13 protein-coding genes, 2 pseudogenes and 1 riboswitch are annotated in these 15006 nt (G+C 64.2%); of the genes and pseudogenes, 3 read left to right on the top strand and 12 right to left on the bottom strand.

The genetic code is table 11. From position 1 onward, the window contains the following. Positions 1–74 precede the first annotated feature (74 nt). Positions 75–1517 (bottom strand): APC family permease, encoded by a 1443-nt coding sequence (locus HNO52_RS16550; protein ID WP_197566336.1) that lies wholly within the window; start codon positions 1515–1517, stop codon positions 75–77. Positions 1518–1717: 200 nt separating this feature from the next. Further along, positions 1718–3107 (bottom strand): annotated as a pseudogene (locus tag HNO52_RS16555) (sodium:solute symporter family transporter). Next, a riboswitch (TPP riboswitch) is annotated at positions 3097–3205 on the bottom strand. Its footprint overlaps the pseudogene before it by 11 nt. A gap of 114 nt (positions 3206–3319) precedes the next feature. On the opposite strand from HNO52_RS16555, the gene HNO52_RS16560 reads away from it, so the two are divergent. After that, on the top strand, positions 3320–3988 hold the full coding sequence (locus HNO52_RS16560; RefSeq protein WP_197566337.1) for a hypothetical protein: 669 nt from the start codon (positions 3320–3322) through the stop codon (positions 3986–3988). A 4-nt stretch (positions 3989–3992) separates the two neighbouring features. On the opposite strand, the gene HNO52_RS16565 is transcribed toward HNO52_RS16560, so the two are convergent. From HNO52_RS16565 to HNO52_RS16580, 4 genes and pseudogenes are all read right to left on the bottom strand, one after another. After that, positions 3993–4583 carry a peroxidase-related enzyme gene (locus HNO52_RS16565; protein WP_197566338.1) on the bottom strand — a complete coding sequence of 197 codons (591 nt, stop codon included), beginning with the start codon at positions 4581–4583 and terminating at the stop codon, positions 3993–3995. Between the two features lie 28 nt (positions 4584–4611). Continuing rightward, positions 4612–5010: pseudogene (locus tag HNO52_RS16570) on the bottom strand (GGDEF domain-containing protein); the annotation flags it as partial. 142 nt (positions 5011–5152) lie between these two features. Next, complete coding sequence (locus tag HNO52_RS16575; protein ID WP_442907184.1) at positions 5153–5623, bottom strand: 7TM diverse intracellular signaling domain-containing protein; 471 nt, start codon at positions 5621–5623, stop codon at positions 5153–5155. 82 nt (positions 5624–5705) lie between these two features. After that, on the bottom strand, positions 5706–7205 hold the full coding sequence (locus HNO52_RS16580; RefSeq protein WP_197566341.1) for a CoA-acylating methylmalonate-semialdehyde dehydrogenase: 1500 nt from the start codon (positions 7203–7205) through the stop codon (positions 5706–5708). 201 nt (positions 7206–7406) lie between these two features. Here HNO52_RS16580 and HNO52_RS16585 point away from each other — a divergent pair, with 201 nt between their 5' ends. Next, a complete protein-coding gene (locus HNO52_RS16585; protein ID WP_197566342.1) occupies positions 7407–8351 on the top strand; it encodes a LysR family transcriptional regulator in 945 nt (314 codons plus the stop codon). Positions 8352–8367: 16 nt separating this feature from the next. On the opposite strand, the gene HNO52_RS16590 is transcribed toward HNO52_RS16585, so the two are convergent. The 6 genes from HNO52_RS16590 to HNO52_RS16615 are packed head-to-tail and all read right to left on the bottom strand — an operon-like array spanning position 8368 to position 13925. Then, complete coding sequence (locus HNO52_RS16590) at positions 8368–9780, bottom strand: FAD-dependent oxidoreductase (RefSeq protein ID WP_197566343.1); 1413 nt, start codon at positions 9778–9780, stop codon at positions 8368–8370. Positions 9781–9791: 11 nt separating this feature from the next. Continuing rightward, positions 9792–10727: a polysaccharide deacetylase family protein gene (locus HNO52_RS16595; RefSeq protein WP_197566344.1), complete on the bottom strand. Its 936-nt coding sequence runs from the start codon at positions 10725–10727 to the stop codon at positions 9792–9794. A 3-nt stretch (positions 10728–10730) separates the two neighbouring features. Beyond that, positions 10731–11693: a polysaccharide deacetylase family protein gene (locus HNO52_RS16600; RefSeq protein WP_197566345.1), complete on the bottom strand. Its 963-nt coding sequence runs from the start codon at positions 11691–11693 to the stop codon at positions 10731–10733. 18 nt (positions 11694–11711) lie between these two features. Continuing rightward, complete coding sequence (locus HNO52_RS16605) at positions 11712–12386, bottom strand: isochorismatase family protein (protein WP_197566346.1); 675 nt, start codon at positions 12384–12386, stop codon at positions 11712–11714. Between the two features lie 30 nt (positions 12387–12416). Continuing rightward, a complete protein-coding gene (locus HNO52_RS16610) occupies positions 12417–13295 on the bottom strand; it encodes an isocitrate lyase/PEP mutase family protein (RefSeq protein WP_197566347.1) in 879 nt (292 codons plus the stop codon). A 54-nt stretch (positions 13296–13349) separates the two neighbouring features. Further along, positions 13350–13925 carry a tautomerase family protein gene (locus HNO52_RS16615; protein WP_197566348.1) on the bottom strand — a complete coding sequence of 192 codons (576 nt, stop codon included), beginning with the start codon at positions 13923–13925 and terminating at the stop codon, positions 13350–13352. A gap of 168 nt (positions 13926–14093) precedes the next feature. Between HNO52_RS16615 and HNO52_RS16620 the strand changes: the two genes are divergently transcribed. Further along, the gene (locus tag HNO52_RS16620; RefSeq protein WP_197566349.1) at positions 14094–14909 is read left to right on the top strand and encodes a GntR family transcriptional regulator; all 816 of its coding nucleotides are present in this window, start codon (positions 14094–14096) and stop codon (positions 14907–14909) included. The last annotated feature ends 97 nt before the right edge of the window (positions 14910–15006 follow it).

Raw genomic sequence — 15006 nt, forward strand, 5'->3', positions numbered from 1 at the left:
GGCAACTACTGGCGCCGCCTGCAAGGCACGGCCTGTATCGACGAGGGCCTTGCAGGATCGACAGCGGCGGGCCGTCAGCGCCCTGGGTAGGGGTCCGTCCCGGCCAGCTCACGCTTCATCATGCGATCGCTGAAGGCGATGCCGTAGCGCTTCCTCGACCAGGCATAGAGCGCCAGGCCGATCAGCATCCAGCCGGCGAACATCAGCCACTCGACGGGTGCCAGCGCGGAGGGGCTGCCAGGCATGTACATGGCGATGAGACCCAGGGAAAGAACAATCGACAGGCTGCCCACCAGTTTGCCCTGGCGTACCCGGAACGGACGCGGCATCTCCGGCTCACGGCGCCGCAGCACCACGAAAGAGATCGCCACGAACAGGTAGGCAATGACGATGCCGAGACCGCCGGCCACCACCAGCCAGACCAGGGCTGGACGACCGAAGAACGGCGCGATCGAAGAGAGAATGCCCATCACCAGGATAGCGTTGGTGGGGGTACGATGCTTGGGATGCAGCTTGGCCAGCCAGGCCGGCAGCATGCCGGAGTGAGCCAGCGCGTAGATCGCCCGCGAGCCGCCTACGTAGAAGGCGTTCCAGCTGGTGACGATACCGGCGATGCCGGCCAGGATCATCAACTTGCCCGCCCATGGAGCCTGGAAGACGGCCTGCATGGCATCCGGCACGGCCAAAGAACTGGCAGCCAACTGATCGGGATTCAGCATCAGGGCGGTACCCAGGATGATCAGCGAATACCAGAACACCGCCATGATCACCGAGATCATCAATACGCGGCCAATCTCGCGAAATGGCAGGTTGATCTCCTCGGCCGCCTGGGGAATCACGTCGAACCCCACGAACATGAAGGGCACCATGATGATGACCAGCATGATGCCGCCCACGACGCCCTCCTCGACGGAGAACAGCGGTTCCATGGTTGCGGTATTGCCCTGGAAGAGCGCCCCGGTGATGAACATGATGCCCACTACCAGGATCAGCAGGGTCACCAGCTTCTGCAGCAGCGCCGCAGTGCGGATGCCCACGTAGTTCACCCACATCATCAGCACCGAGCCGGCCACGCCGACAGCCACCCAGGTCGCCTGTACGTCCCAATCGGCGATGGTCCACAAATGCCCCACGGCATAGCCGGGGAAGAGATGCTCCACGACGGTAGGCAGCGCCACGGCCTCGAAGGCCACCACGCTGACGTAACCCAGAGTGATCGCCCAGGTACACAGGAAGGAGGCGAAGTGGCCAAGGGCGCGATAGCTGTAGACGTGTTCGCCGCCTACCTGGGGCATGGCGGAAGCGAGTTCGGCATAGGTGAGGCCCACCAGCACGATGATCAGGCCACCGATCAGAAAGGCCGTGATCGCGCCCAGGCTTCCGGCGGACTGGATCCAACTGCCGGTCAACACGATCCAACCCCAGCCGATCATGGCGCCGAAGGCCAGCGCCAGCACATCCTTGCGGGCCAGTACGCGAGCCAGTTGGTTCGGCTCTGCCGCGGATTCCTGTGTCATATCGTCCTCACGATTGTCGTTGTTGAGTGTTAAATATTTACCTCACCTTGAATAAAATAATCAACGAAAGAAAGCTTAGGAGCAAAGCCCAAATAGAAGAATAGACTTTGGTCGGGAGAATGAATGAGAAATGCGCCAGCCGGGAGCTGGCGCGACGATAAATCGGGACTTCATCAAGCGTAAACCGGCCAGGGGCCAATTCACTGCGTGCGGATACGCTCATGCGGTGCCGCCCATGCCACGGCCAGGCTGACCAGCGTGGAGGCCGCCAACGCGCCGAGAAACGGCGGCAGCGTCGGGATACTGCCGGGGAAGCTCGCCGCCAGCACACCGCCCGCCAGGCTGCCCTGAGCGACCCAGCCCGGCAGAATCGCACCGAGCAGGCCCGCCACGCCACCCGCCACCGCAGCCAACGGCGTCATGCGCCGCCACAGACCGAGCAGCACCGGCACCACGATGGCGGCGCACAGCAGATCGGCGATCAGGAACAGCCTTAGTACCGAGAGACCCTGCAGCGCCACGATCACCACCGGCACCATCAGCGCCACGGTGACCAGCCGGGCCGCACCGATGGAGAGCCCACGCTTGCCGGAACCCGCCACTGCCAGCGAGGCGATGCCGTTCTGCAGCGTATCGACACTGGAGGCGACCAGCGTGACTGCCAGCACCAGCGCCGGCAGCGCCAGCCAGCCCGGTGCTTCGCCCAGCAGCGCGAAAAAGGGAATCGGCGGCTCGCCCAGGGCGACCCCGCTCATCGCTGCCAGCATGCCTAACCCCCCCACCAGGCTCACTACCGCCACGGTGGTCGCACCGCCCAGCCAGGCACCACGATTGAGGGCACGGTCGTCACGCGCGGCCCATACCCGCTGCCAGTAACCCTGGTGGAACAGGTTGGCGGCCGTGACCGCGATGACCAGCGTCAGCGCCACGCTCAGCGCACCGCCGACGGGAATCGATGGCAGCGCCGCCTCGATGGGCATCTCGGGCAGGCGCACAAGCGCCACACTGCCGACCAGCAACAGCAAGGCGATCAGCAGCCACGCCTGCCAGCGGTCCGTGGCCAGGCTCGCTCGCAGGCCGCCGACAGCGGTGTAGAGCAGCGTGGTAACGGCCACGCCGATCACCACCAGCGCCGGCGGCACGTCGGAGAGCAGCGCCGTGATCGCGCCGATGGCAGTCAGCTCGGCAGCCAGGAAGCATGCCATGTAGAGGATCGAGACCAGCGACACCCAACGCCGCACGCCGGTGCCGTAACACGCCTCGGCGAACTCGCCAATGCTGCGCCCCCTCGGGCAGGTGGCGGCGAATCGCCGGGCCGTAGAGACCCAGCACGATGAAAGGCAGCGCCGAGCCGATGGCGTAGCCCGCCAGCGCCACGGGACCGACGAAGGCGCCGATCTCCGGCGGCGCGAAGAGAATCCACGCGCCCATCCCCGAGGCCAGGAACGATAGCCCCAGGGTCGCGGCGGACTGAGAGTTGCGGGCGGTAACGTAGTCGTCGAGGGGGCCATCGGCCCGGCGGGCGCGAAGACCCAGGAAAGCAAAGCAAAGCAGCGCCGCGCCAAGCACGGCTGACGTCAGGTAGGGCATGTCGCACTTCCTCCGCCGGTATGAACCGGATCAGGTTCCAGGGTCAGCGCCGTGCGCTCTCTCAGCCTCGCCGCAGCGAGACTCCCCTGGCGACAGTGAATGAATTGTCGTGTCAGGCCTCAAGCCGGCCATTGATCGGCCGATATGACTCGAGCCCCTGAAATGATATAACAACGAAAAAACCAGAACACTCCTCCCCGCAGGGAACCGCCATGTTTAGCGAAGCCAAGGAACACGCCCCCGGGCATCTTCATCAGATCTTTGCCGACCCCTACTCCGCCTTCGACAACCTTGTCATCGAACGTCAACTGCATCTGCGGGTCGCCCTGCAGGCGCTGGTCTGCAAGCCGTTGGAGAACGGCCGCCTGACGCTGCGGGTCATCCATGGCTGGGAGAACGGCGGCTTCGAGCCTGCCGATCTGGCCCATGGCGACTATCGTATCGCATCGCTCGACGACCTGGCCCAGGTCAGCAACAGCCATCAGCAGGCCATCGACATTGCCGCCTCGCTGCCGCGCGACAATGTTTCGCTGCTTGCCGAACCGCTGGCCAACGCCATCGCCGCCGCCGAGGCCAAGGGGCAGGTTTTCGACGAGGAGACGCGCACCATCCCCGCGCGCTGGCCCGCCTTCGATCAAGGCCTCACACTCTACACCTTCTTCAAGGTCTATCATCGCCTGACCTACGGCGAGGACGATACCTACCGCTCGATCCACTGCCGTACCTTGGAAGGCCCTCGCGAGATCCATGAGTTCCATCTCGAAGAAGGCGAGTTCGCCGTGGTGCGCCCTACCGAAGATGCCACTGGCAACAGCGTACTGGTGCTGCACGTCAGTCAGCTCAAACCGGTGCGGATGCTGTTGGAAGCCTGTCGCGCCTGAACCGTCACTTCTTCTCCCGCGGCACCCTTCCCATCAGGTAGAACTCCGGGTTCGGCGGGGTGCCGGTGAGGGTGACCAGGCGGTTGGAAAGGCCGAAGAAAGCGGTGATGGCGCCGATGTCCCAGATGTCGTCGTGAGTGAAGCCGGCATCAACGAGGCGGGCCTGCCACTCGTCGGTGTATTCGCCCACTTCCAGGCCGCAGTACAGGGCGAAGTCGAGCATCACCCGGTGGCGCTCGCTGATCGGCGCGGTGCGGTGGTTGATGGCGACCTGATCGGCCAGCAGCGGATCCTTGCTGTAGATGCGCACCAGCGCGCCGTGGGCCACCACGCAGTACAGGCAGCGGTTGCGGGCGCTGGTGGCGACCACGATCATCTCCTTCTCCGCCTTGGTCAGCGTGTCGGATTCCCGCTCCATCAGGGCGTCGTGATAGGCGAAGAAGGCGCGGAACTCGTCCGGGCGATGCGCCAGCATCAGGAATACGTTGGGCACGAAGCCGGCCTTCTCCTGCACGGCCAGAATGGCCTCTCGGATATCCTCGGGCAGGTCGTCGATCGATTCGGGCACGGGAAAGCGGCTGAGTGGGGCTGACATGACGTTCTCCTGGGCGTTGTCGTTCTTGTCACGTCACAGTTAACGTCAACGTCAACTTGCTGTCCATGCGACCTCCGTCATGTCCCCGACAGCAGGGAACCACTCGATTGCGGTCGGTTGCCTTGGCTTCGTACATGGCCTTGTCGGCAAGATGGTAGAGAGCCTGAACATCACGCACGGCCTCGCAACCCTGACAGGCCACCAAGCCGAAGGAGGCCGTGATCACTCCATGGCGTGACGCCTCGTGCGGTATTCCCAACCCTTGGAGAGCCTCGCGATACCGCTCCAGCAACTGCTTGCCCGCTTGGAGGGAGTCGACCTCGAGCAGCAAGCCGAACTCCTCCCCACCCAGGCGGAACAGCCGGTCGCCGGCACGCCGAAAGTGGTCCAGAAGTAGCGTCGCCAACCGCATCAGCACCTCGTCGCCAGCCCTGTGGCCTTAAGTGTCGTTGTAGAGCTTGAAGCCATCAATATCCATCACCGCGAACAGCAAGTCTGTCCGCTGCGCCGCCGACGCTGCATTTCCTGATCCACCAGTTCGTGGAACTGGCGCCTGTTCAACAAACCTGTCAACGGGTCGGTTCGCGCCAGGATCGTGAGCTGCCGGTTGGCCCTCTCCAACTCTTGGGTGCGTTGCAGTACCTGATCTTCCAGGCGCTGGTTGAGCGAACGCTGCAGCTCGACGGTGGCGCGCTCGGCGGCGAGTTTCTCGTTCTTGAACTGATTGATCTTCCAGGCCAGTCCCAGGGAGAGCAGCAGGAACTCGATTCCCGAACCGACCTGGACGGCGTACTCGGTGACGATGTTGTACGGCAGGATGCCGGCCACCCGCAGGAAGTACAGCGCACCCGGGTCGCCCGCGGGGCATGCTGGCGAAGGCTCATGAAACTGTTGCTGAAGACAGCAAGCATGAAGGCGAAGATACCGATGTTGATCGGCACCAACTGGTTGTTGAAGGTTGGCAGTGTCGGCCACCAGTACTGGAACGCAAAACCTCGCGCCGTGAACATCAGAACGAAAAAGGACCCGAGGTAGACCACATAGAGCAACAGAGAGCGCTCACGGGTGTAAACGCAAGCGCCCCCACCGGAAACGGCGGGGGCGCTTGCTGGCTCTAGCTGATCAGCTCAGCGAAATAGTGCTGTTGATACCGCTGGAGACATTCTCCGGCTCGAACCAACGCGCGGTCACAGTCTTGGTCTGGGTCCAGAACTGGATCGCCTGCTTGCCGTTGGGGCCCAGGTCGCCCAGCTTGGAGCCGCGCGAGCCGGTGAAGCTGAAGTAGGCCACCGGCACCGGGATCGGCACGTTGATACCCACCTGGCCGACATCGATATCGGTCTCGAAGCGGCGTGCCACCCAGCCGGAGTTGGTGAAGATCGAGGTGCCGTTGCCGTTGGGGTTGGCGTTGATGAACGCGATCGCTTCATCCAGCGTATCGACACTGACCACGCACAGTACCGGGCCGAAGATCTCCTCGCGGTAGATGGTCATCTCCGGCTTGACGTCGGCAAACACGGTGGCGCCGACGAAGTTGCCGTCCGGGTAGCCCTCGACCTGGTAGCCACGGCCGTCAACCAGCAACTTGGCGCCCTCTTTCTCTCCGGCGTCGATCAAGCGCTCCACACGCTCCTTGGCGGCCGGGGAAACCAGCGGGCCGAGATCGGCGTCGCGCTGGGTGCCCGGGCCCACCTTCATGTTGCGTGCCCCCTCGACGATGTCGTCGAGCCACTGGTTGGCCTCGCCCACCAGTACCACCACCGAATTGGCCATGCAGCGCTGCCCCGCGGCGCCGAAGGCGGAACCCAGCAGGTTGTTGATCGCCTGGCTGCGGTTGGCGTCCGGCATCACCACACAGTGATTCTTGGCACCCATCATGGCCTGCATGCGCTTGCCGGCCACGGCGGCACGATTGTAGAGCAGCGAGCCCACGTGGCTGGAGCCGATGAACGACAGTGCCTTGATGTCGGGGTGATCGGCAATCTGATTAGCCACATCCGGGCCGCCGTGGACCACGTTGAGCACACCGGCCGGCACGCCCGCCTCATGGGCCAGCTCGACCAGGCGCATGGTGGAGCTGGGGTCCTGCTCGGAGGGCTTGAGTACGAAAGTGTTGCCACTGGCTATGGCCAACGGGAACATGAAGCACGGCAGCATGATCGGGAAGTTGAAGGCGGTGATGCCGGCACCCACGCCCAGCGGCTGGTTGAGGGTGTAGACGTCGACCTCGTTGGCCGCGTTCTCGGCCAGCTCGCCGAGCTGCAGTGAGGTGATCGAGCAGGCGTGCTCCACCACCTCCAGGCCGCGCCCCACTTCGCCGGCGGCGTCGGGCAGGGTCTTGCCGTGCTCCTCGGTAATCAGCGCGGCGAGTTCCTCGGTTTGCTCGCGGATCAACGCCTGCAGCGAGAGCATGATGCGCATGCGCTTGGCCAGCGGCGTCTTGCGCCAGGTCTTGAACGCCTCCTTGGCGCTGGCCACGGCGCGGTCGACCTCCTCAGCGGTGCAGAATGGCACCCGCGCCACCACTTCCTGGGTAGCGGGGTTGACTACGTCACGCCACTCCTGGCTCGTAGAGGGGACGGCCTGGCCGTCGATGTACATGGGGATTTCGCGAACGGACATGGCGATATGCTCCTCTCGTGCTTGTAGTCGTTATATGGCTGAGATGGGTTACATTAGACTTTATGTGTAGATTTACACGAACCTCAATGAATTCGAGTCTATAGAGCCGTCCTGCAACGTGACAATGCGCACTTCTTCACAAGTTTTGTGCAAGAATGCACAACCAGCCAATAAGGATAAAGTTACAGCGAAGGTGGCGCCGTGCTCGACTGGCAGGACATTCAGATCTTTCTCGAAGTCGCCCGCAGCCAGCGGCTGACCGACGCTGCCCGGCGCCTGGGCCTGGATCACTCCACGCTATCGCGGCGCACCCGACGCTTCGAGCAGAAACTCAACACCCAGCTCTTTGAGCGTAGCACCCACGGCTACCATCTGACCGAAGCCGGCCAACAGCTACTGGCCCACGCCGAAGAGATGGCCCGTCACGCCTTCGAGGCAGGTGAGAACCTGGCCGACAAGAACCGCCAGCTCAGCGGACAGATTCGCCTGGGCGTGACCGAAGGCTTCGGCACCTGGATCATCGCCCCACTACTCTCCGCCTTCTGTGAGCAGCACCCCGGCATCACTCTTGACCTGCTTGCCCTGCCCCGGGTGGTCAACCTGAGCCGCCACGAGGCGGACCTGGCGATCACCGTGGAGCGGCCCGCAAGCCAGGGGCTGGTGATCTCGCGACTGTGCGACTACCGGCTAAGGCTCTACGGCAGCCAGAGCTACTTCCAGCGCCACGGCCGCCCGGGGCGCCTCGCCGAACTCGGTGAACACCGCCTGATCGGCTACGTCGACGATCTGATCTTCAGCGAGCAGCTCAGCTACCTCGACCCTCTGCTTGACCCCGCGGTGGTTGGCACGGCACCGCACTTCTCGATCCGCAGCACCAGCGTCACCACCCAGCACGCCGCCGCCCTGCAGGGGGCCGGGCTCGCCGTGCTGCCCTGCTTCATGGCCGAAACCGGCGACCGGCTAGAGAGCGTGCTGAATGGCGAAGTGGAGATCGTGCGTCAGTTCTGGATCACCGCGCGCCAGGAGCAGCGCCGCCTGGCGCGGGTGCGGCTACTTTGGGATTTTCTGCGTGAGGCGCTGGAGCTCAATCGCGCCCTGCTGATGGGCGAGGCGGGGAAGTTGGTGCTGCCCGACCCCACGCCATAGCATTGCGACTGGGACCTCAAGCAGCCGATTCGCGCCCCAGCTGACGAGCCGCCTCGCGCCCGGCGATGGCGCCCAACACCACGGCGCTGAGCAAGCCGTTGCCGGAGAGGTAACCGCTGTCGCCTGAACCGGAGACACCTCTCGCCGCGCCACCGGCGGCGAACAGGTTGGCGAAGGCAGCACCATTCTGGCGTAGCACCCGCGCCTGGGCGTCCACCTCGAGCCCGCCTTGGGTATGGAACAGCGCGCCGGTGACCTTGATAGCATGAAAAGGCGCCACCAGTTGGTCCGCGGCATTGAAGCTGCGGCCGAAGCCGTCGGCTTCGCCGCTCTCGGCCAGGGCGTGCATCTCGGCGAAGGTTTCACGCAGGGCTTCCAGCGGCAGAGCCAGACCGGTAGCCATGGCTTCGAGGCTGTCGAAAGTGCGCACCGCCCCTGCCGTATCGGCATTGCGATAGTCCTCGAACTCCAGCGCTGCCTGGTGGATGCGTTCGTCGAACAGATTCCAGGCAATGCCGCCCGGCTGGGCCAGCACCTTGGCCGCTTGCTCTGAGTAGCCGCCATGCTCGTTGGCGAAGCGTCGCCCCTCGGTATTGACTTGCACGCCGCCGCGCATCATCACCGCCCAGGTGATCAGGGTCTGGTGCGGCATGGCCAGCGAGCCGTGGCCCTGGCAAGCGCCCAGGTCCTTGAGGCTGGCGCCCATGGCCTCGCCCCAAAGCAGGGCATCGCCCTGGTTGCCCTCGTGGCCGAAATAGAGGGCCCCCTTCAGCGTCGGCAGGTGGCGTGCCACCAGCTCGGTATTGCCGCCATAGCCGTTGCAGGCCAGGATCAGCGCATCGCAGCCAATCGATTCCCGGCTGCCGTCGGGGCGCTCCAGGGTCACGCCATGCACGCGCCCCGTGTCGTCCGCATGCAGCTCCACGACTCGAGCCTCGGTGAGCAGGTCGATGCCCGCCGCCTCCACCGCGTTGAGCAGGCTGCCCATCAGCTCCTCCCCGGTGCGCCGCGGCGTGGCGTGCATGCGCATACGGCTGTGGCCGGGGTAGAGGAAGCCCTCCACCAGGTCGAAGGGCACGCCGTGGGCGTCGGCCAGCCACTCCACCACGCCGGCGGAGGCCTCGGTCAGGGCACGCACGATGGCCGGGTCCGCCTGATGACCGTTCTTGTGCTGAATGTCCTGACCCATTAGTTCAGGGCTGTCTTCGACCCCTTTTTCGGCCTGAAAGCGCGAACCCGCCGCGGGGATGAAACCCTGGGACATCGAGGTGCTACCCCTTGGCAGCGCATCGCGCTCCAACACCACCGAATCTGCGCCGTACTGCCTGGCAGCCAATGCCGCCACCAGGCCGCAGGCTCCCGCGCCGATGATCACCAGCGGCACGTGTGCCTCGAATTCCTGCCCGTCATGAAAGGCCACGATAGCCATGGTGAGACTCCTCAGTCGTTGTCGCCGGCCTGCTTGCGGTAGGCATCGAGTATCTCGCCGGCCGGCGCCTGCCATACGTCGTCATGTCCGGCGATATGGTCGAGCACCGCTTCCAGGCAGCCGATACGATGCGGCTGACCGACGAGCCAGGGGTGCAGGTTGAGCGCCAGCAGCCGGCCACCCTGCGCTCGGCCCTCCTCCAGCAGGAAATCGAAAGCGTCCGTCACCTGGTTCACCCAGCTGTCCTCCGAATGCAGGTTCTGGCACATCACGAACTGGTCTTCGATCTCGGTGGAGAGCGGCATCATGGTCAGTTCGCCGCGCTCAGTGGCGAAGGCGTAGGGCATGTCGTCGTTGACCCAGTCGCAGCAGTACTCGATGCCGTTCTCGGCGAGCAAGTCCGGCGTATTCCAGCTCTGATGCTTGGCCGGGCTCAGCCAGCCGCGAATGGGTTGGCCGGTCAGCTCGCGCAGGGTCTCGACCGAACGCCGCACGATTTCGGCCTCCTCGTCGCGATCCTGGCCGCCGTAGTGCAGGTGATCCATGTTCCAGCCGTGGCACAGGAACTCGCCGCCGTAGGCCTTGAGCCGCTCCAGCAGATAGGGGGTCTGCTCGGCGAGTTGAGCATTGATTGCCCAAGTGGGGCGAATGCCGCGCTGCTCGAAGGCCGCCAGCATGCGGTAGATGCCCACCCGGTTGCCGTAGTCGCGCAGCGAGGAGTGGCGCAGATCCGGATACGGCATGGTCATGCCGTTGGGCACCTTGAACGGCACGCCACGCTGATTGAGCGGGTAGAACTGCAGCGACACGTTGATCCATACCGCCAACGGCTTGCCACCAGGCCAGTGGACCGGCTTGCGATTGGCAAGCATGGACCAGGCGTAACGGTCATGGTCGTAACCGTAGCGACGCCAAGGGTAGGAGAGGTAACCCGGGTCGAGTGACATGGCTCAGTTCCTCCCGGCCGCGACGGCCTTGGCGTCGATATCGCGCACGGCATCATCGTAGTGGTGCGCAAGATAGTGGCTGGCGATCTCGCGGCCGGTGGCGAGCCAGACGTCGCTGTGGCCGGTGATGTACTCCAGCGCTTCCTCGAAGGCCTTGATGCGGTGCGGGCAGCTGACCTGGTAGTTGTGGGTGGGTATGCACATGACCGTGCCCGATTCGGCGCCCTCGGCGTAAAGCCGGTCGAAGTGGCGCTTGAGCATGGTCAGGTAGTGGCGCGGCTCCACCTTGTTCACCGCGTAGACGATGGTGTCGTTCATCTCCAGCGAGTAGGGCACGGAGAGAAAGCGCCGCCCCGAGCGCAGATGAATCGGCGTGGGTTGATCGTCGTGAAACAGGTCGCAGGTATAGATGCCGCCTTCCTCACCGAACAGCTCCTGGCCCACCTCGGCGAACAGATCCAGGGTGTGCTCCGAGTGAGACAGGGCCGGCGCCAGATAGCCGGCGCACTTCTGCCCGGTATGGCGATGTATCGTCTCGATGCCGTCGCGGATCATCTCCCGCTCCTGGGCCTCGCTCAGGCCGTAGGTGTAACGGGTGTTGTAGACCCCATGGCTGAAGAACTCCCAATCGCGCTCGCGGCACATCTCGATGATCTCGGGATGGTGCTCGCACAGCGCCACCGACAGCGATACCGAACCGCGAATGCCGTACTTGTCGAGCAGTGCCATCTGGCGCTGGTGGCCGACCCGGTTGCCGTAGTCACGGATACTGAAGCCGGGCACCGAGGGGTGCGGCGTGGGCCACGGCTTGCGCTGCGGATTGAGCGGCGGATCGAGCTCGTAGTATTCGATGTTGGGGGCCACCCAGAAGGCGACCCGGGCGCCGTTCGGCCAGGTGATCTTCGGGCGGTTCTCGTAGGGCCAGTAGTCGTAGGCACCCAGTCGCTCTTTCAACTCAGCCTTCATGTCGCTCTCCTCGCCGGCTCAGACCGTTTCCGCGGCACGCTTCTCGAGCCAGGCCAGCACATCCGCCACCGGCATCACGTCGGCGTACTTCAGATGCAGGTCGGTGAGGTTGGCGTAGTGGTAGCTCTCGTGCTTGTCGGCCACGCACTCCATGGGCACGATGGTGCGGTAGCCACGCGACAGGCTATCCACCGCGGTGGCGCGAATGCAGCCGGAGGTGGAGCCACCGGTGACGATCACAGTGTCCACCTGGTGCCACACCAGCAGCGACTGCAGCGGCGTCTCGAAGAAGGCCGACGGCATGCGCTTGGTGTAGACGACGTCGCGCGGATCGATCTCCACCCGCTCGTCGAAGGCGGCGCGATCGGAGCCGTACTTGATGTTCTGCAGCGAATCGGGCGTATCGGTGCGAGTGCCCCAGACGCCGGCATCCTCGGCAGAGTCGAGGAAGGCCACATGCGTCCACACCACCGGCCAGCCGAGCTTGCGGATGCCGCTCGCCAGTTGATTGACGTACTCGAGCTGGCTGGGGTCGGTCTCGTAGGCGGTCTTGTAGAGATCGGTGCGGGTATAGGCCTTCTGCGGGTCGACGTTGACCAGCACCGCCTTGTTGCCGAAACCGAACGGCACGCGCTGCGGGTTGGCCATTACCTCGGCGAATATTTCCTTGGCGGTCTTGTCGGTCGTGATCATGCGCTCTCTCCTGAAGGGGGTCTGTCCTTGTTATCGACGGCTGTCGTACTTCTGGCCCAGCTCGAGCATGGCCTGGGTGCCGATCACCTCGTTGAGCTGACGGAAGTCGAGCATGCGCTCGCGGAAGGCATCGGTGCTGCCATCTCGGCGCAGGGTGTCGAAGAACTGTTGCGCCATATGGGTAAAGGCACGCACCAGGGCACCGGGGAAGATCACCAGCGAGAAGCCCATGTCCTGCAGCGCCTGGGCATTCTGCAGCGGGGTGTCGCCCCCTTCCACCATGTTGGCCATGATCGGAATCTGACCGCGGAACTCGGCCATGATGCTGGCGATGTCATCGTCGCTGCGAATGCCTTCGATGAACAGCATGTCGACGCCCGCTTCGCGATACGCCTGCGCGCGCTCGATGGCACGCTCGGTTCCCTCCACCGCCACGGCATCGGTACGCCCTATGATCAGAGTTGCATCGCTCTCACGGGCATCCAGCGCGGCCTTGAGCTTGCCAACCATCTCCTCCTGGGCGACCAGTGTCTTGCCACGCAGGTGACCGCAGCGCTTTGGGTAGGTCTGGTCCTCCAACTGGATGGCATTGGCTCCCGCACGCTCCAGCATGCGCACGCTGCGCATCACGTTCATGGCATTGCCGAAACCGGTATCGCAATCGACCACCACCGAAAGCTCGGTGCGCTCGCGGATGTGCGACATCACGTCGTTGACCTCACTGAGGCTGACCAGACCGATGTCGGGACGTCCGAGCTGGGTGTAGGCGATACTGGCCCCTGAAAGATAGACGGTATCGAAACCGGCATCGGCGGCGAGCGAGGCGCTCAAGGCATCGTAGACGCCCGGTGCGACGACGATCTCCGGGGCGTGCAGCTTGGCCTTGAGGTCGCTGGCGGAAAGAGTCATGACAATAGGGTTCCTCAAACGGTCGGGTAAGGGATAAAGGGCCACAGGCCTGGTTCAGGAGCGCGCCAGCGCCAGGTCGTTCCAGACCTGCTGACGCAGGAGCCTGCCGTGGCGCAGCTCGAAGCGATCGATGAAGCGCACGCCGGCAAAGGGCGTGCCGTCGGGCCACTCGCCGTGCAGTTCACCGTGGCAGACTACCGTCACGTAATCGCCCTCGTCGCAGGTATCAAAGGCATCGATGCGCTTGCGCACGAAGCGATAGCGCTCGCCGGCCCAGACCACCAATTCTTCCAGGCGCGTCATCTCGACGCCGCCGGGGAAGGTCATGGTGAAGTCCTCGTCGAGCAGGCGTTCGGCACGTGGCATGTCGCGCGCCTCCATGGCCTCGAGAAAGCTGCGCACCACGTCCGCGGGCGCCTCGCCTACCGCTTCGTCGTCGCTGGCGCCGCCCGGTGTCCGGGGCCGCCCGCCGCGCATGTAGGCATCGGGCTCCACCTCGTGCAGCAGCACGGTGATGCCATCCGGATCCGCGGCGATGCTGTGCCGTACGGCGTCAGTAAGCTGCTTGCACAGGCGCTGCTTGAGTTCGCCGGAATAGCCACGGATCAGGCTGACCTGAATGACGGGCATGAAAGAATCTCCAAGGAAGCCTTTATCGTTGTTTGGCGCTATTCTTCAGAATGCATGGCACACAAAGCTGTCCTATGCATAATACATTTCTATGTCTACTGCGTGCACCACGTCAAGCACTTCATCAATCCGCTCATAACGATCCGCCACGAGAACAAGGACCGAACCATGAACGATACGCATGCGAACGCCGTCGGGGGCACCAAGTCCCATCGCATCTATCTGCTGCTCAAGGATGCAATCCTCAGCGGCCGGCTGGCACCCGGGCGCAAGCTACCCGGCGAGCTGAAGCTGGCGGAGCAGTACGGCGTTTCGCGGGTCACGGTCAGGCGCGCCATGCAGGCGCTCAACGAGGCGGGGCTGGTGGCACGCAAGCCCGGATTGGGCACCGTGGTGCTGGAACAGCCACTGGACGCCACGGTGATGACCGCCAGCGTCGCCAACCTGATGCCCAATCTGGTCAAGATGAGCAAATCGTCACGGGTGCGGCTGCTGGAGTTCTGCTACGTCAAACCGACGGAGCCGGTGCGCGAAGGCCTCGGGCTGCGCGACGGGGAACGCGTACAGCGCTCGATCCGCGTACGCATGGCCGACGACAAGCCGCTCTCCTACCTCGTCACCCACGTACCGGAGCACATTGCCCTGCACTACAACGAGGCGGACCTGGCGCAGACCCCCCTGTTCGCCCTGCTCGAACGCAGCGGCGTGAAGGTCGACCATGCGGCCCAGACGATTTCGGCTACCCTGGCCACCCATGAGGTCGCCGAAGCGCTGGACGTCTCGGTGGGCTCGCCGCTGATCTCCCTGACCCGCGTGGTGTACGACGAGGAGGGGCGTGGCGTGGAGCATCTCGATGCGCTCTACCGCCCTGACCGCTACCGCATCCAGATCGACCTCAACCGCACCGGCGACGAGGCGGCTCGCTACTGGGAGCCTGTGGCCACCGAGTCTCAGCATGCGCAGGCGGAGCCCCACGAGGCATGACCGCCCGGATATTCCTGCTCGCCAAATGTCCTATTTATGGGACAGATTAAAAAGACAATAAAATACATTTGACCTGTGGTATGCGCTTGAGATAGTT

This window comes from Halomonas sp. MCCC 1A13316 (genome assembly GCF_014931605.1).
GTDB lineage: Bacteria > Pseudomonadota > Gammaproteobacteria > Pseudomonadales > Halomonadaceae > Halomonas.